This is a genomic window from Pseudomonas sp. P135 (genome assembly GCF_020312125.1).
GTDB lineage: Bacteria > Pseudomonadota > Gammaproteobacteria > Pseudomonadales > Pseudomonadaceae > Aquipseudomonas > Aquipseudomonas fragariae.
The window spans coordinates 186,895-202,833 of the sequence record NZ_JAGPYR010000008.1 but is presented as its reverse complement, the minus strand read 5'-3'; the positions used below and the strand labels follow the sequence as shown (position 1 = coordinate 202,833).

15 protein-coding genes and 1 tRNA gene are annotated in these 15,939 nt (G+C 59.0%); 4 read left to right on the top strand and 12 right to left on the bottom strand.

All coding sequences use genetic code 11. From position 1 onward, the window contains the following. Nucleotides 1–22 precede the first annotated feature (22 nt). From KBY08_RS14975 to KBY08_RS14945, 7 genes are all read right to left on the bottom strand, one after another. Nucleotides 23–457, bottom strand: a complete 435-nt coding sequence (locus KBY08_RS14975) for a RidA family protein (RefSeq protein WP_024638593.1) — start codon at nt 455–457, stop codon at nt 23–25. A 69-nt stretch (nt 458–526) separates the two neighbouring features. After that, a complete protein-coding gene (locus tag KBY08_RS14970; RefSeq protein WP_024638592.1) occupies nt 527–2,110 on the bottom strand; it encodes a flavin monoamine oxidase family protein in 1,584 nt (527 codons plus the stop codon). 22 nt (nt 2,111–2,132) lie between these two features. Continuing rightward, nucleotides 2,133–3,062 carry an ABC transporter substrate-binding protein gene (locus KBY08_RS14965; protein ID WP_011268064.1) on the bottom strand — a complete coding sequence of 310 codons (930 nt, stop codon included), beginning with the start codon at nt 3,060–3,062 and terminating at the stop codon, nt 2,133–2,135. Nucleotides 3,063–3,090: 28 nt separating this feature from the next. Further along, entirely contained in the window at nt 3,091–3,876 is a 786-nt protein-coding gene (locus tag KBY08_RS14960; protein ID WP_011268065.1) for an amino acid ABC transporter ATP-binding protein, read from the bottom strand. Next, complete coding sequence (locus KBY08_RS14955) at nt 3,869–4,858, bottom strand: amino acid ABC transporter permease (RefSeq protein WP_011268066.1); 990 nt, start codon at nt 4,856–4,858, stop codon at nt 3,869–3,871. The genes KBY08_RS14960 and KBY08_RS14955 overlap by 8 nt, the downstream gene beginning before the upstream one ends. A 42-nt stretch (nt 4,859–4,900) precedes the next feature. Continuing rightward, nucleotides 4,901–7,348 (bottom strand): TonB-dependent receptor plug domain-containing protein, encoded by a 2,448-nt coding sequence (locus KBY08_RS14950; protein ID WP_111522284.1) that lies wholly within the window; start codon nt 7,346–7,348, stop codon nt 4,901–4,903. Nucleotides 7,349–7,919: 571 nt separating this feature from the next. After that, nucleotides 7,920–8,588: a DUF3313 domain-containing protein gene (locus tag KBY08_RS14945; RefSeq protein WP_011268068.1), complete on the bottom strand. Its 669-nt coding sequence runs from the start codon at nt 8,586–8,588 to the stop codon at nt 7,920–7,922. Between the two features lie 496 nt (nt 8,589–9,084). Here KBY08_RS14945 and KBY08_RS14940 point away from each other — a divergent pair, with 496 nt between their 5' ends. Then, nucleotides 9,085–9,543 carry a thiol-disulfide oxidoreductase DCC family protein gene (locus tag KBY08_RS14940; protein WP_058398267.1) on the top strand — a complete coding sequence of 153 codons (459 nt, stop codon included), beginning with the start codon at nt 9,085–9,087 and terminating at the stop codon, nt 9,541–9,543. A 92-nt stretch (nt 9,544–9,635) separates the two neighbouring features. On the opposite strand, the gene KBY08_RS14935 is transcribed toward KBY08_RS14940, so the two are convergent. The 5 genes from KBY08_RS14935 to KBY08_RS14915 all read right to left on the bottom strand — a co-directional run bounded on the left by KBY08_RS14935 (nt 9,636) and on the right by KBY08_RS14915 (nt 13,325). Beyond that, nucleotides 9,636–9,711: transfer RNA gene (locus KBY08_RS14935), tRNA-Gly, on the bottom strand. A gap of 66 nt (nt 9,712–9,777) precedes the next feature. Further along, nucleotides 9,778–10,338 (bottom strand): CDP-diacylglycerol--glycerol-3-phosphate 3-phosphatidyltransferase, encoded by a 561-nt coding sequence (gene pgsA, locus KBY08_RS14930; protein WP_003400851.1) that lies wholly within the window; start codon nt 10,336–10,338, stop codon nt 9,778–9,780. Between the two features lie 32 nt (nt 10,339–10,370). Beyond that, entirely contained in the window at nt 10,371–12,194 is a 1,824-nt protein-coding gene (uvrC, locus tag KBY08_RS14925) for an excinuclease ABC subunit UvrC (RefSeq protein ID WP_003400849.1), read from the bottom strand. A 2-nt stretch (nt 12,195–12,196) separates the two neighbouring features. After that, the gene (gene uvrY, locus KBY08_RS14920; protein ID WP_002553344.1) at nt 12,197–12,841 is read right to left on the bottom strand and encodes a UvrY/SirA/GacA family response regulator transcription factor; all 645 of its coding nucleotides are present in this window, start codon (nt 12,839–12,841) and stop codon (nt 12,197–12,199) included. A gap of 169 nt (nt 12,842–13,010) precedes the next feature. Beyond that, nucleotides 13,011–13,325 (bottom strand): helix-turn-helix domain-containing protein, encoded by a 315-nt coding sequence (locus KBY08_RS14915; RefSeq protein WP_003400847.1) that lies wholly within the window; start codon nt 13,323–13,325, stop codon nt 13,011–13,013. Between the two features lie 129 nt (nt 13,326–13,454). Between KBY08_RS14915 and KBY08_RS14910 the strand changes: the two genes are divergently transcribed. The 3 genes from KBY08_RS14910 to KBY08_RS14900 all read left to right on the top strand — a co-directional run bounded on the left by KBY08_RS14910 (nt 13,455) and on the right by KBY08_RS14900 (nt 15,894). Continuing rightward, nucleotides 13,455–13,688 carry a DNA-binding protein gene (locus KBY08_RS14910; protein WP_003400846.1) on the top strand — a complete coding sequence of 78 codons (234 nt, stop codon included), beginning with the start codon at nt 13,455–13,457 and terminating at the stop codon, nt 13,686–13,688. Nucleotides 13,689–14,448: 760 nt separating this feature from the next. Then, nucleotides 14,449–15,531 carry a 3-deoxy-7-phosphoheptulonate synthase gene (locus KBY08_RS14905; RefSeq protein WP_111522286.1) on the top strand — a complete coding sequence of 361 codons (1,083 nt, stop codon included), beginning with the start codon at nt 14,449–14,451 and terminating at the stop codon, nt 15,529–15,531. Nucleotides 15,532–15,612: 81 nt separating this feature from the next. Next, entirely contained in the window at nt 15,613–15,894 is a 282-nt protein-coding gene (locus tag KBY08_RS14900) for a peptidylprolyl isomerase (RefSeq protein ID WP_002553340.1), read from the top strand. The last annotated feature ends 45 nt before the right edge of the window (nt 15,895–15,939 follow it).

Sequence of the window (15,939 nt, the reverse complement as noted above, 5' to 3'; positions counted from 1 at the left end):
CACGCGAGCTGACAGCGCGCGATCAAGCCGGTCTGGCCGCTATCGCTTCGACCTCGATCAACGCGCCGGGCAATGGCAGCGCCACCACCTGCAACGCCGTGCGCGCGGGTTTGAGAGGTTGTTCCGGCGTGCCGAAAAATTGCGTGTAACCGGCCTGCAGCCCGGCAAAATCCAGCTTGCCGGCGGTTTCCTCGGCACCGACCAGAAATACCCGCAACTGTACGATATCGCCCAGATCGAGGTCCTGTTGCTGAAGGATTCTGCGCAGTTTGTTGAATACCGAAACGGTCTGTACTTCGGTGTTGCCATAGGCTGCCGGCGTACCCGCCGGAGCCTTCGGGTCGGCGAGGTCAGGCAAGGTGCCGCTGACGAATACCAGGCTGGTCGAGGCTGGCACTGTCACGGTTTGCGAGATCGGAAAATCGCCGACGCTGGTGCGTTGAATGCTGTCGCTCATGGTGTCTCTCCTTCAATGGATATTCAGGAATAAGGGTTACGTAAAACGACGGGGTCGTGCAGTTGCACGTCATGACGCGGCAAGGGTCGAAATCTGCCGCACTTGCCTCACTCGCTCGGCCAGTTGCGCCACCACATGTCGCGCCGAGTTGGCCGCCGACTCCTGCCAGATGCCGACTCCGCTTTGCACCAGCCCGTCACCGGCGAAGTACACACGACCATGGGGCTCGTCCAGCAACGCACTGGCAGCGGCCGGAAAATGTTCGCGTTGCAACCAAGGGCCTTCGCTGTAAGGGATCTGCTCCCAGGACACGGCCAGCGGGTTGCGCAACTGCCGCGAATACCCCGGATGCAGCAGCTCTACCGCTTCTCTGGAAGCAGCGTATTGTGTGTCGAACGGTTGCGCACCGAACGCAGCGGCCCCCTCCCCGGTGACATAACCCGCCACCAGCAGACCTTCACGGGTGTTCAAATCGTTACTGGGATACCACAACAGCCGCGCCGGATGGTCGATCCAGGACAACCCGCCGTAGATGCGGTAGTCGGTTTCCCAAAAACGCGGAGATTGCCAGGCCACCTTGGTCGCCTGATCGTTGCGGGTGCTGAGCAAGGCCGCCTTGACCGGGTCACTGAAATCGGTGTCCAGTCTGGCCAGCAAGGGCAGTGGCAGGGTTGACACCAGATAGTCGGCGCGCACCACATGCTCGCGACCGCTGTATCTGTCGTGATAGGTAACTGCCACGCCGTCTTCCAGTTGACGAATCTGCCGTACCTTCGCGCCCAGTTGCACCTGGTCGGTGAGGCGCTGGTAAAAGGCGTCGGTGATCCGGTCCATGCCACCGACCGGTTGAAACATGGTCGCGGAAAACTCGGGAAACTCGGTGTGCAGCAGTGCGCCCCACAATTCGGGGTGCAGCAAGCGATCCAGCGCCACCGGTTGCGCACTGGTCGGCAAGGCTCCCGGATGAGAAAGTGACGTCCGATGGCCGGAGCGCAGGCTGCCCTCGTACGCCAGCTCCTGCGAAAGGTCGCCATACACCTGCAAGAACGCCAACAGCCGCTGACGCTCCTCGCCACTCAACACATCGTCCAGCGCGTCGCGCTGCACCGCCCTGGCCAGCAAACCGGAAAGATGGCCGCGAGCGTCATTGATCGCCTGGCCGACAGTGAACGCGGGGCGTTGCAGGTCCGGGCGTACCTGTGCTCCATGGCTGCTGTTGACCAGTACTTCAAGCGGCACACCCAGTTCACTGCAGTAGTCGAGCAACGTCCGATGCTGGCTGGGAATGCGCGCCGGACCGGCATTGAAATACACCCCTGAATCGAAGCTTGCGGTCTGTGAGCGGCCGTCCTTGTACTCCACCCGATCGCCGTTGCGCAGCGTCCAGTTACGGCCACCCACTCGCTCACGGGCTTCCAGCACTTGCACGGCAAAACCTGCGCGCTTCAGTTCCAGTGCCGTGACCAGCCCGGCAATGCCTGCCCCCAGCACCAGCACGCGCGTGCCCTGCCCCAGACCGTCGCCGAGTTTCAGAGGCTGTGGCCGTCGATGTGATGAAGGCCCCAGCCCCAGTACCGCAAGCGCATCCTTGACGGCGGTCTCGCCGCCCACGGCAGCGATACTGGAAAGCGCTTCACGTCGTGTCAGTCCCATATCGTTTGCTCCCTTCAACGCTTCAGTCCGGCAAGCCGGGCGGGTTGATCAACGACCTGTCGACGCGCTCCACATCCAGCCCCCAGCGTTTGAGCACCTGCTCGTACTGGCCGCCGGCAATCGCTCCTTCCAGGGCGGTGTGAATCGGCCTGACCAGGCCGTTGTCCTTGCGCGTGGTCACGGCGATATCCGCCTGCAGCGGCCAGCCGCCATTAACCGTGCCTACCCGCTTGATGCCGCCAGTAATCGCGGCCGAATAGGCATATATCGAATTGGGCCCGAACAGCGCATCACTGCGACCCGACTGAATGGCAAGTTGTGCGGCCGCCTGATCATCGAAGTACTGCAACAGCGCAGGCTTGATACCGGCCTTTTCATTCGCTTCGTTCCACGCCAGCAGAACCTTTTCCTGATTGGTGCCGGAGCCGACGATAATTTTCAGCCCGGCAATGTCCGACGCCTGTTTTATCTCGCTGATTTTGCTGTTGGCTTTCACGTAGAAGCCCAGGACGTCCTGACGGTAAGTGGCGAAATCGAAGCGTTTCTTGCGTGCTTCAGTGACTGTGACATTGCTGATCACCGCGTCGTATTTTCCCGAACTGACGCCCAGCGGCCAGTCCTCCCAACTGGTCTGCACCACGTTCAATTGCAAGCCCAGGCTATCCGCTACCAGTTGCGCGGTATCGGCCTCGCTGCCGATAGTGGTTTTGTCGTCGTTGGCCAGCAGCGCCAACGGTGGCCCCGCAACACCGGAGACGGCCACGGTGAACTTGCCAGGCTGGGCGAACTTGAAGCCCGCCGGGATCTGTGCGATGGCCGCCTCGTTACGCGGCACATGAATGCGTGGCCGGTCGGGACTCAGATCGACCGGTTGCGCGGTCGACGCCAACGTATTGTGGGCGACGCTGACAGCTAGCGTCAGCAAGGCCACACGGGCGCTATTGATGAACATCAGTGGTCACTCCTTGATAGCGGGAAAGTCATAGCACCTTGCCGAGAAAGGCAGCCGTGCGAGGATGTCGAGGTTGATGGAACACCTGTTCCGGCGGCCCCTGCTCGATCAGTCGGCCCTCGCAGAGAAACACGACATGGTCTGCCACCTCACGGGCGAAGCCGATTTCATGAGTGACCACCACCAGCGTGACGCCCAACTGCGTCAGGCCCTTGATGACGTCCAGCACCTCGCCGACCAGCTCGGGGTCAAGGGCTGAGGTGGGCTCATCGAACAACAGGACCTTGGGGTCCAGCGCAAGCGCGCGGGCGATGGCGACACGCTGTTGCTGACCACCGGAAAGCTGGCGCGGGTACGCATCTGTCTTGTCTGCCAGACCAACCCTGGCGAGCAGTTCACTTGCCCTGGCCCGGGCCTCGGACTTGCTCCAGCGTTTGTGGGCCAAAGGCGCCTCGGCGATGTTTTCCCAGGCAGTGAGGTGCGCGAACAGGTTGAAATTCTGGAACACGAAGCCGACCTCGATCCGCCGCTTGAGAATCTCGCGCTCCTTGAGTTCATAGAGCAGGTCGCCCTTGCGACGATAGCCAACGTAATCACCGTCGATGGTGATGTACCCGCTGTCGATCTTTTCCAGGTGGTTGATAGTGCGCAGCAGCGTGGACTTGCCGGAACCGGAAGGACCGAGTATCACCGTGACCTTGCCCGGCTCGATGCTCAGGTCGATGTCCTTGAGCACCTGCTGGCTGCCAAAGCGCTTGCCCACGCCCTGAATCTGAATGCGCCCTGCGCGCACTGGCGTGGAGGCCTCACTCATGGTGCTTCTCCCCGGAAGCGCTGGCATGGAGCCAGCCGCGCAGGCGCTGCAAGGGTGTCGGCGGCAGTACACGTGCCGAGCCACGGGCAAAGTGGCGTTCGACGTAATACTGGGCACTGGTCAGCACCGTAGTGATGATCAGGTACCAGACGGTGGCCACGATCAGCAACGGAATCACTGCCTGGGTGCGGTTGTAGATGACCTGCACGGTGTAGAACAGCTCCGGCAAGGCCAGCACGTAAACAATGGATGTTCCCTTGACCAGACCGATGATCTCGTTAAAACCCGAAGGCAGAATCGAGCGCAACGCCTGGGGCAGAATGATCCGGAAAATTCGCCGCGACGCAGGCAGGCCAAGTGCCGCAGCAGCTTCATGCTGACCGGCATCGACACCGATCAGCCCGCCACGAATGATTTCTGCGGTATAGGCCGACTGCATCAGGCTCAAGCCCAGTACCGCAACGGTGAACTGACTGAGCACGTCCACCGTCGACCACTCGGCGAAGACCAGCTGGGTGAACGGCACCCCGAGTACGATGTGGTCGTACAGGTAGGCGAAGTTGTAGAGGATGATCAACACCAACAGCGCAGGCATCGAGCGGAAAAACCAGATGTAGCCCCAGGCCAGTGCCGCCAGCAGCGGCGAGCCGGACAGGCGCGCCAACGCCAGCGCCGTGCCGAGAATGATGCTGAACAGCGTGCTGAGCAACGTCAACAGAAGCGTCTGCGCAAGGCCGCGCAGCACCGATGGCGAGAAGAACCACTGGCCGAAAACGCCCCACTCCCAGCGCGGGTTGGTCGCCAGCGAGTGCACAATGGCCAGCAGCACAAGCGCCGCGAATATCGACCCGATCCAGCGACCGGGATGCCGGGCGGGAACGACCTGCAACGCCTTTATCGGCGGCGGTGCTACGCGGCTCTGAGGAAGCGGATAATGACTGGGCTCATCAATGAAGTCATAGGGTTTGGCGACAATGGGCATGGTGGTTCCTCGCACGCAATATTGAGTTGTCAGGTGCTGGCCTTAAAAGGCGTAAGTCAGCCGGGTGTAGTAATAGCCGCCAGTAAAACCGTAGGGCGAATAGGTGCCGTAGCTGCTGACCATGGTGCTGCTGGGAATCCCCTGCTTTTTGGGATAGACGTCGAACAGGTTCTTGGCCCCGACGGCGACGTTGAGGTTTTTGCTGAGGTTGTAGCCAAGGTCCAGATCGGTGATCCATTTGGTGCCGTACACCCGGTCCAGATCACGATTGGCTGAGGAATTGACCTCCTTGTAAGCGCCGTAGCGGGTCAGCGCCAGATTCAGGTTGAAGCGCTCGATACTCCAGTCACCGCCCAGAATCAGCTTGGTGCGCGGCTGCACACCGGTGATCAGATTGCGCGCTTCGCGGTCCATCAGTTCATAGGACGTACCGAGAATCGAGGTGGATTCCTTGTAGCTGAGGATCTTCGTCTGGTTCCAGTTGAACGCCGCCGTCCACTTCAATGCCCCGTACGGCCCCAGGTCCTGACTGTAATTGCTGACCAGGTCCAACCCCTTGGTACGGGTGTCGGCACCGTTGATGAAGTACTGGCCACCCGACGTCGAGTCGATGCCATTGTTGAGCAGCACCTGCGTGACCTCATCGCCCAGCAAGGTGCCGGTCAGCGTGATGCGCTCACGCAAATTGATCACGTAGGCGTCGGCGGTCAGCGTGAGGCGCTCGGTCGGTGTGAGCGTGAAACCCAGGCTGAAGTTGGTCGAGCGCTCCGGTTTGAGGTCCTCCGCGCCCAGCGCCTTCGCGGCCCCCGACCCGGTCGGCAACACGCCGTAGTTGATGGACTGATAGACCCCGTCCACCACGCCATACGTGGTCGAGCGTGCACTGAACAGGCTGTTGGCCAGAGACGGCGCACGGAAGCCATTGCTGACAGTGGCACGTACGGCGAATTGGGGAGTGAAATCGTAACGCGTGGTCAGCTTGCCGCTGCGGGTCGCGCCCACGCCCTGATTGTAATGCTCGTAGCGAAATGCGCTGCCAACGTACCAGTCCGGTACAGGGTTGAAGCCCACGTCGACATAACTGGCGACACTGTTACGCGAGGCGCTGTTTTCTTCGTCAGGGGAAATACCGTTGGTGACTTGCGCTCCGGAAGACGCGCAGTTGCCCGGCGCAATGCAGTAGCCGCCATTGGCATAGGATTCATAGTCACCGGCCTGCACCTCGTACGTCTCACGCCGATGCTCGAGGCCATAGGACACATCCAGAGGCTTTTGCAGACCGATGTCGAAGCCGCGCTTAAAGTCCAGATTGGTGGTCAGTTCGGTGGATATCCACGTGCCGGAAGTAAAGCGGTTGGGTGTGGCTTCACCCAGGGACGGGTTCTGATTGTGCGTAGTGCCCTGCTCGGCTTCGTTGCGCCCATAAGTGCTGGACAGGTCCCAATCCCATTCGCCGACGGCGCCCTTGCCGCCCAATGCTGCCTGAACATCGTCTTCATCGATGTACCAGGTCGGCGTGTATCCCGCCGGATATCCGTTAGGCCCGGTGGTAATGGTATTGGTGATGGTCGGCAGACGAAAATTCTGCCCCTGCTCGGCCTTACGACGTGAATACGTGGTGAAGGAATACAGGCTCAGACTGCCATCGACGGGCAGTTCGGCGTTGTACCCCAGGGTCAGCAGATTAGTCTTTGGCGTGCCGTAGCCGCCATACGTGGACTTGCCCGCCAGGTCATAGGCCTGCTCGTAACTGTAACCATTGGCGCTGGCCTTGTTGTCATCATTCTGGCTGCGGGCGTCCAGCGCCAGTTGCACAATGCCCCCGTCGCCGATCTCGAACCCCTTGTTGAGGCTTTGCTGCACAGTCTGCTTCTTGCCGTCATAGCCGAGCCCGGCATTGGTCACCGAGGTACCACTGGTGTCAGCCTTGAGGATGACGTTGATGACCCCTGCAATCGCATCGGAACCGTATTGGGCCGCTGCGCCATCGCGCAGGACTTCAACATGGTCGATGGCGCTGATGGGGATCAGGTCCAGGTCCGCAGGGGCAGCCCCGGTATTGATGCCGTTGATGTTCAGGGTGGCGCTGGTGTGACGGCGTTTGCCATTGACCAGCACCAGCACTTCGGCGGCGCTCAGACCCCGCAAGTTGGGCGCACGGGCAATGCCGCTGGCGTCCCAGCCGGTTTTTTCCGGCAGGGTCAGCGATGGAATCACAGCGCTCAGGGCTTCCATCAGTCCGGGCTTGCCGGTGCTCTGTAACTGTCTGGCGCTGACCACATCGATCGGCACCGGGCTGCTGGTGACCGTGCGTTGCTCGGCACCGCGATTACCGGTGACCACCACAGTGGACAAGGTACGCGGGTCGTCGGTGTTGTTTTCCTGGGCTCTTATGGTCCCTGACAGCAACATGCCCCCTATCGCCAAGGCCAATGGGCAGTAGCCCATTGCAGCAGTCGATACCCGGGCACGTTGTAAGGCTTGTTTCATACCCACTCCAGACATGGCTGTCATCGCAGCCACACATCCAAATCGCGAAATCGGACACTCCCGCTGTCTTGAGGACGGCGCGGCATGCACGGTTTTAAAAGTGATCAACGACATGCAGGAAAGCCTGCGGCCGGGTTTGGCACTTAGCGGTCTGAACGAACTAGCTGTGAGGCGAGTAGTCGGTGCGGAGCAGTGGCAAGGCGATGCGCCTGTCAATGACAGGGCGAGAGAAGTAAAGGCAACGGCAGGATTGAACAGGCAACATACGTTGAACTCCCTTCCAACGATTCTGCACCGGGGTCAGCGTTTCAGCGCCCCTGTCACACTGCGCAGGCTGGCGGCATGACACACAGAATCTTGATCACGATTGGTACCATCCGAGGTAAGGGGTAGGCTGTTGAAACCAAACATAACGGAATCAATTTCGAAAATATAATTCTATTTGGTCATAAGCTAATATTATTATTTCTGATCTAAATTAAATCTAATTATTTAAAAATAACATTTTCTGCATGAGAAATTTTCCAGATCGAAAAGCCCGGTTATCAAGCCGGGCTTCACGCCACATTGCCTACTTCGAGAGCAGAAGCTCGACCAGCTCGTCCGCCCCTCTCGAAATGCCGGCCTGCGCCGCCGACAGACTTCCGAAGGTTGAGCCGATGTCATAGACCTTCGGATACTGCCGGGTGACATAGGACGCCAGCAGTTGCGAAGTGGACGCGTCGTAGATCTCGACGGCATAACTCACGGAGCCGGTAAAAGTCCCCTTACGATCTCGGGCCGCCTGAAACAGGTTATAAGAGCCCATGCCGATATCGAATCTGGAGAACGTCGACAGCCCGGCGACAGTGGTCTCGGCCCCGGTCAGCGTGAGGCGAATCCTCAACGTACCGCGCCCCGGCGTGGCGGTGAATCGAAAGTGTCGCCCCAAGGCCTCGGAGAACTTGACCGTCATGTCGTTGGCCAGGGTTATGCGGTCCTTGCGCTCCAGCCCGGAAAACTGGGCATCCACTCCCGTGTAAATCACCACGGGCTCAAGCATGATTTGATCGTATTTATTCCAGTTGACTGCGGTGGTGTATTTAAACGGTATACGCCCGGTACTGTCCTGCTCGTTAGGCCGCATTTCGAGCGAGGACTCTATGCCCGAGTAAGGGGACGGTTCGTGGCTGGCACACCCCGCGGCCAGAAATCCCAACAACAAAAGCACGGACACCTTCATCTGTTTAACGTAGTGCATGGGCAATTCTCCAGCGTGATCAGGTTATTGATATTCAAACGCTCACCGTCCATCAGGCACGCCTGCAGGCAACGCGCTTGAACAGCATTGTTTGTAGTGAAAATCTCTCAGTTACCTGTTGCGGGCTATCCACAAACGGCGATACCGCATTGCACGGCATTCAATCGTTCGCTATCTGTTGGCACTGAAAGATGACTCATTCCGTTTGGGCTTTGCCGTCGCTCGTAGCGAAACCGGCAACGCCAAAACTGTACCAAGGTGTATACTTTTAGACGTTTGCAGAGCGCTCGTCAATCTAAAATGTACACATCGGTATACTTTTGATGGCTTCGAGATCATTGACCTGGAAAGACAGGGAGCGTGTCAGGTAAGTGGGAGCTAAACCCCCCTTGGATCGGTAGTACTCGAAACCCAAGGCCCGGATGACCGCCACCGCCCATTGTCAGCAAGGTCTTTTGAGCATAAGGTGTAAAAAACCTATACAAGACTACTAGCGATGTACAAGAAAGTTGAATGGCCGCTGACGCTTTACTTTGATGGTGACTGCCCGCTCTGCGCTCGAGAAGTCAGAACCCTGCGCGCCCATGCAAAGCCTGAGCGGCTTTTGTTCGTGGATATCCGTGATGACGCCTTTGACGCCACTTCACTGGGATTCACACTTGAGGATATGGAGTCGTTACTGCACGCCAGATTCAGCGATGACACGTGGATCAAGGGTCTGGACGCGACACTCTGGAGTTGGCGAGCGGCCGGGCTGGGTGCATGGGTCGCGCCGCTGTCATGGCGATTCATGAGGCCAGTGTTTAACCTGGGCTACCGGCTTTTCTGCCGCTCGCGCCCTTACCTTGCCTGGCTGCCCCACCCTGACGGCAGCCGCCGTTGCAGTAGCAACAGCTGTGCGGTCCCGGACGCAAAACCTGCTTCGGCCAAGCGGACGTCCACTACAGAGAAGTAAACCGGGAATGCATACCGCAGAAACGAAAAAAGACGCCTAGGCGTCTTTTTTTGCTGATTCACTAAGCCTGGTGGGTTTAGTGAATCAATGTTTGGAGCGGGAAACGAGACTCGAACTCGCGACCCCGACCTTGGCAAGGTCGTGCTCTACCAACTGAGCTATTCCCGCATTGTCTTGATGACGGGCGCTATTCTAGCGGTTCAGATAGCGGCGTCAAGCCTTTGATTCAAAAACTTATTTTTTTTCTGCAGTGGTTCTGAGGTGCGGCCACGCGGCCCTCAGGTATTGCACCATGGACCACAGGGTCAGCCCCGCAGCGATAAGCAGCAGCGCATAGCCGAGAATCACCCACAGGGTGATGGCCGGCGGGTTGCCGAGCAGAATGACCAGCGCGAGCATCTGCGCCGCCGTCTTCCATTTACCCATGTTGGAAACGGCAACCTGCGCACGCGCGCCGATTTCCGCCATCCATTCGCGGAGCGCAGAGATTACGATTTCACGGCCGATGATCACCGCTGCGGGCAGCGTCAGCCATAGATTGGCGTGCGCCTGAACCAGCAGCACCAATGCCACGGCCACCATCAGTTTGTCGGCTACCGGATCGAGAAAGGCGCCAAAGGGCGTGCTTTGTTCAAGACGGCGGGCCAGATACCCGTCGAGCCAGTCGGTCGCCGCAGCGAACGCAAAGACTGCACTGGCCGCCATGTAGCTCCAGTGATAAGGCATGTAGAACAACAAAATGAAGATCGGAATCAGTAAAACGCGTAGTACGGTGATCAGATTAGGGATATTCATCGGCACAACTGGCTACGAGGTGAACGAGCATTCTACTCGCTGTGCAGGTTTGCATAAATCGACTCTGCCAGCTTTTTGCTGATTCCGGGTGCTTTTGCTATTTCATCGATGCTGGCACGGGACAATTCCTGCAATCCACCGAAATGTTTGAGCAGATCACGACGCCGGGTCGGCCCGACACCCGCCACGCCCTCAAGGGTCGATGTGCGCCGGGTCTTGCCGCGACGGGCACGGTGGCCGGTGATTGCGAAACGGTGTGCCTCGTCGCGAATCTGCTGAATAAGGTGCAGGGCCGGAGAGTCGCCGGGCAGCGTGAATTCATGCGCTGAGTCGTTCAGGTACAGGGTTTCGAAACCGGCCTTGCGCGTGGTGCCCTTGGCAACACCGAGCAGGATGAGCTCAGGAACCTGTAATTCATTGAGCACGTCGCGCGCCATGGACATCTGCCCCTTGCCGCCGTCCACCAGCAGCACGTCAGGCAACTTGCCCTCCCCGGCCTTGATGCGGCTGTAACGCCGGGTCAACGCCTGGTGCATGGCGGCATAGTCGTCGCCCGCCGTCACGCCTTCAATATTGAAACGCCGGTAATCGGACTTGATCGGGCCTTCGGGGCCGAACACCACGCACGACGCTACGGTCGCCTCACCGCTGGAGTGGCTGATGTCGTAGCATTCCAGGCGCATTGGCGGGTCTTCGAGACCCAGCACCTTGGCCAGCGCTTCGAACCGCGACGCAACGTGCTGACGGTTGGCCAGCCGCGCGGTCAGTGCTTGCTCGGCATTGGTGACCGCCATTTGCTGCCAGCGCGCCCGCGTGCCGCGCACGCGATGACTGATGACCATCTCGACCCCGCGCAGCTCTTCGACGGCGTCGACGAACGCAGGGAAATCGTCGTTGATGACATTGACGATGACTTCACCGGGCAGCTCACGGTCGATGCCGCCGAGAAAATACTGAGCCAGGAATGCCGACATCACTTCGCCGACCTCCTCTTCTATGCCCACCTGCGGGAAGAAGTTCTTGCTGCCCAGCACCCGCCCGCCCCGCACGCTGATCAGGTGCACGCAGGCACCGCCAGGGTTGACGAACGCGGCGACCACATCGACATCGCCGGTGCCGCCATCCATGCTTTGCTGATCCTGGACGCGGCGCAACAAGGCCACCTGATCACGCAACTCGGCTGCGCGTTCGAAATCGAGCGCCATCGCGGCTTTTTCCATCGACGCGTTCAGCTCGTCGCTCAGGGCATTGCTGCGCCCTTCGAGGAACATTACCGAGTGACGCACGTCTTCGGCATACACCTCAGGCTCGACCAGCCCGACACACGGCCCTTTGCAGCGTTTGATTTGATATTGCAGGCAAGGACGCGTGCGGTTCTTGAAGTAGCTGTCCTCGCACTGCCGCACCTGGAAAGTCTTCTGCAGCAGACTGAGGCTCTCGCGAATCGCGCCGGCACTCGGGTAAGGCCCGAAATAACGACCCTTGGCCTTCTTGGTGCCACGATGAATGCTCAGCCGCGGAAAGGCGTTGTCGGACAGAAACACATAGGGATAGGACTTATCGTCACGCAGGAGAATGTTGTACGGGGGCCGCCACTCCTTGATGAGGGTCTGCTCCAGCAACAACGCTTCGGTTTCGTTGCCCGTGATGGTGGTTTCGATCTGGGCGATGCGCGACACCAGCGCTCCGGTCTTGGGCGCGTGTCCGGTCTTGCGGAAGTAGCTGGCAAGACGCTTCTTGAGGTTCTTGGCCTTGCCGACGTAAAGCAGTGTGGCTTCGGCGTCGAACATACGGTAGACGCCGGGGCGACCGCTACAGGTCGCGAGAAATGCACTTGGATCAAATGTCTGGGTCATGTTCAGGCGCTGGCATCAACCATGCCGTGACGTACAGCGAGCAAAGCCAGTTCAACATCACTGCTGATCGAGAGCTTTTCAAAGATACGGTATCGGTAGGTATTAACGGTTTTCGGTGACAGGCACAGTTTGTCCGAGATGGTCTGGACTTTCTGACAGCCAACAATCATCAGGGCAATCTGGATCTCGCGCTCGGACAGCAGATCGAACGGCGAATTGTTGACCTGCGGCTGAAATGACTTCAATGCCAGTTGCTGGGCAATCTGCGGGCTGATGTAACGCTGACCGGCAAACACCAGGCGAATGGCCTGGACCATTTCAGCGAGCCCGGCGCCCTTGGTCATGTAACCGGCAGCGCCGGCCTGCAGCAAACGGGTCGGGAAAGGATCTTCTTCACAGACGGTGACAGCGACGACCTTGATATCCGGGTGGCTGCGCAGCATCTTGCGCGTCGCTTCCAGACCTCCGATACCCGGCATCTTGACGTCCATCAGCACGACGTCGGGCTTGAGCTCGCGCGCTTTTTTCAGGGATTCCTCGCCGGAATCGGCCTGTCCGACAACCTGCAGACCATCAATGTCGGCCAGCATGCGTGTGATGCCTGTCCGGACAAGATCATGGTCATCGACAACTAGCACCTTAATCAAGCAGACACCTCGCGCAACGGTCATAACGAATGCCAATCACCATAACAAAAACAACGAGGCAGACCTAGCACTGCGAACACCGTCTCACATCAATATGATGGCAGGCGCATCCGGGAGGGCTGCAAAAATCTCGACAGGACGGCGGAGCCGCGCGCGTCCCGGTCTTGTATCAGTTACCTGAAGGAAGCTTTGCAGTGCCCGGTGATGGCGCCGAAAGCTCGGCAATTGTGGTGGTTAGGCGTCTGATAGCGTCCTGATCTTCCTTGCCCAGCACCCGGTAATTGCCCAGGATCTTTTCTTCGATAAGACTGAGATTGTCGATCGGCACCGGCGTTCGCGTCCCCGTTAACACATAGAGCACGTCAACACCTTTGGCCGCAACCGCAGCCAGGTAATCGGCCTTGGGCGCGCGATCGCCATTTTCGTACTTTCCCTGTGCGTTGGCCTCGACCCCTCCTATTTCGCCAAATGTACGCTGAGACATCCTCAGGCGCTCTCTTTCCTTTCTCAGCCGGCAACCGATTCCACTCATTTGAACCTATGATCCTGTCGAAGCCATCCTAACGAATGTTAGAATCCTGCGGAAGTGAATAGATTTGAACGGTTTTGAACTATGCCCGGAATACGTAGCGCCGCACAAGCCAAGGCCTGGCTGGACCAACAGGGCAAATCTGTTCAGGAGTTCGCTCGTGAAAATTGCATTGATCCGGCGACCACTTACCAGGTACTGGCAGGACGCAAGAAAGGAAGGCGTGGTGAAGCGCATAAGGTAGCTGTACTGCTGGGCATGAAAATCGGGACGATCCCGAACTCGGAAGCCCTGCATGAAGAAGCACGTGAAGAATAGCCGATTATTACCTGGTGAAAACTACCTGGCGACAACGCATCCCGGACAAAACGCCAAAGCCGTTGTCTGCACTCAGGTATACAGGGTTGCGGGTAAAATAGCCCGCCCGGATACCGCATGCCATCAACCGTTGAGCGGTTCGCTGTCGCTACCGGGATTCCACTTGCCTGCGTTCGCGAAAATCGATAATCCCGCTGATTGAATTTTCCAATTGAAGACGCCTGCTTTCCTGAAGTAAGCTTGCGCTCAATCTACGGAGACCCACCATGCTGCAGTCCACTTCACCGCTACTCGACGTTGCTACCAGCATTACTTGCCGTGCACGCGCCGTGGCTGTGCAGATGGCTTCGGTGAGCGCATCCGTTAATTCTTATTATGGGTATTGGTTTAGCCACTGGCGCGCCTGATACCCATCCGGCGCCCACGTTAAGGGGACGCCAACCAGAGAATTCTCTAACCCCCGGTCGGCTTCCCGACCGGGGTTTTTTTTTCAGGGCCACGTATTTCAACGGTCTGTTCCAGAACAGCCGTAAACAATCAACCTGCATCGCATCGAGGATCACGACATGAACTACGCCACTTATTACCGTAACGACATCGATTTTGCCTGGCGATTTAGCCACCTCCGTTCGGGACAGCCTGCCGCCTCCGTTCGGTCACTGCCAGGTGGCAAGCACATACCCCCGGTTCTAGAAGCCCTTTGTCGAACACCCCAGTAGGGTCTGCGCGGGAGCGTCCCGCCAGCCCAGGAAGCCAGAACATGAATTCGCCCGTTGCCGTAACCCCGTCCGATCTGTCCAGCCATGCCGTCAAACTGGCGGACAACAGCCCCGCCTCGAAACGCCTGCCAGGTACTCTGGAATTGAAGATGCGTCTGCCCCTCGACGCAGCGCTCACCGAACAGGTTGCCGGCCATCGCCGCGCCGTACGTGCCATCCTTGAAGGTCAAGACTCGCGACTGCTGGTCATCGTCGGCCCCTGCTCGATCCACGACCCTCAATCCGCCCTTGAATACGCTGAGCGACTGGCCGGTCTTGCTGCGCAAGTCAGTGATCAGATGCTGCTGGTGATGCGCGCCTACGTCGAAAAACCGCGCACGACGGTGGGCTGGAAAGGTCTGGCTTACGATCCGCGCCTTGACGGCAGTGACGACATGGCCGAGGGCCTGACGCTGTCGCGGCAATTGATGCTGGAGATGCTGGGCCTGGGTCTGCCGATCGCCACCGAGATACTGCAACCCATGGCAGCGGGCTACTTCGACGATCTGCTCAGCTGGGTCGCGATTGGCGCTCGGACCACCGAATCGCAGATCCATCGGGAAATGGCCAGCGGCCTGCCCATGGCCGTCGGTTTCAAGAACGGCACTGACGGCGGCGTGACGGTGGCCAGCGACGCGATGCGCTCGGCTGCGCATCCGCATCGCCACTTTGGCATGGACGGTCATGGCCACCCGGCGATTATCGAGACGCAAGGCAATCCGGATACGCACATCGTGCTACGCGGCGGCCACGGCGGGCCCAATTACGATCGCCAGAGTGTGGCCAAAGTGCAGGCGAGCCTGAGCAAGAATAATGTCGCGTCGCGAATCATGGTCGATTGCAGCCACGCCAACAGTGGCAAGGACCCGCTGCGTCAGCCAGGGGTGTTCGAGGATGTGCTGGAACAGCGCTTGTCAGGCAACACCTCGCTGATCGGCATGATGATCGAGAGCCACCTGTTCGATGGCTGCCAGGCATTGGGCGGGACGCTGCAGTACGGCGTTTCGGTCACCGATGGCTGCCTTGGCTGGGAAGGCACCGAACGCCTGCTGCGTCGTGCGGTTGACCGTCTGCGTTACAGATAAACAGAGCGACGGAACTTTGTCGGGAAATACCGCACTGAATCCGGTAGGCTGTTTCTTTTTTTTCACAGGAGATTATTCCCCATGGCTAAAGCCACTGCCCGCCACATCCTTGTTTCGAGCGAAGAAAAATGCAACGAACTCAAGGCGCAGATCGAAGGCGGCGCTGATTTCGCAGAAATCGCCAAGGCCAATTCCAGCTGCCCGTCGAGCCGTCAAGGCGGTGACCTGGGTTCGTTCGGTCCAGGCCAGATGGTCAAGGAATTCGACACCGTCGTGTTCAGTGCTCCGGTGAACACCGTTCAGGGTCCGGTAAAGACTCAGTTCGGCTATCACCTGCTGGAAGTGACCAGCCGTCAGGACTGATCCTGCCGCGCCGGGTGCCAGACGGCTCATCTTCGGATGGGCCGT

Excerpts from the sequence above, each read along its gene's own strand:
- uvrC (WP_003400849.1), bottom strand. The coding sequence starts at position 12,194 with ATGACCCAGACATTTGATCCAAGTGCATTTCTCGCGACCTGTAGCGGT.
- KBY08_RS14955 (WP_011268066.1), bottom strand. The coding sequence starts at position 4,858 with ATGCCCATTGTCGCCAAACCCTATGACTTCATTGATGAGCCCAGTCAT.
- KBY08_RS14910 (WP_003400846.1), top strand. The coding sequence starts at position 13,455 with ATGCCCGGAATACGTAGCGCCGCACAAGCCAAGGCCTGGCTGGACCAA.
- KBY08_RS14970 (WP_024638592.1), bottom strand. The coding sequence starts at position 2,110 with ATGGGACTGACACGACGTGAAGCGCTTTCCAGTATCGCTGCCGTGGGC.
- KBY08_RS14945 (WP_011268068.1), bottom strand. The coding sequence starts at position 8,588 with ATGCACTACGTTAAACAGATGAAGGTGTCCGTGCTTTTGTTGTTGGGA.
- KBY08_RS14940 (WP_058398267.1), top strand. The coding sequence starts at position 9,085 with ATGTACAAGAAAGTTGAATGGCCGCTGACGCTTTACTTTGATGGTGAC.
- KBY08_RS14900 (WP_002553340.1), top strand. The coding sequence starts at position 15,613 with ATGGCTAAAGCCACTGCCCGCCACATCCTTGTTTCGAGCGAAGAAAAA.
- KBY08_RS14905 (WP_111522286.1), top strand. The coding sequence starts at position 14,449 with ATGAATTCGCCCGTTGCCGTAACCCCGTCCGATCTGTCCAGCCATGCC.
- KBY08_RS14960 (WP_011268065.1), bottom strand. The coding sequence starts at position 3,876 with ATGAGTGAGGCCTCCACGCCAGTGCGCGCAGGGCGCATTCAGATTCAG.
- KBY08_RS14950 (WP_111522284.1), bottom strand. The coding sequence starts at position 7,348 with ATGAAACAAGCCTTACAACGTGCCCGGGTATCGACTGCTGCAATGGGC.
- KBY08_RS14975 (WP_024638593.1), bottom strand. The coding sequence starts at position 457 with ATGAGCGACAGCATTCAACGCACCAGCGTCGGCGATTTTCCGATCTCG.
- pgsA (WP_003400851.1), bottom strand. The coding sequence starts at position 10,338 with ATGAATATCCCTAATCTGATCACCGTACTACGCGTTTTACTGATTCCG.
- KBY08_RS14915 (WP_003400847.1), bottom strand. The coding sequence starts at position 13,325 with ATGTCTCAGCGTACATTTGGCGAAATAGGAGGGGTCGAGGCCAACGCA.
- KBY08_RS14965 (WP_011268064.1), bottom strand. The coding sequence starts at position 3,062 with ATGTTCATCAATAGCGCCCGTGTGGCCTTGCTGACGCTAGCTGTCAGC.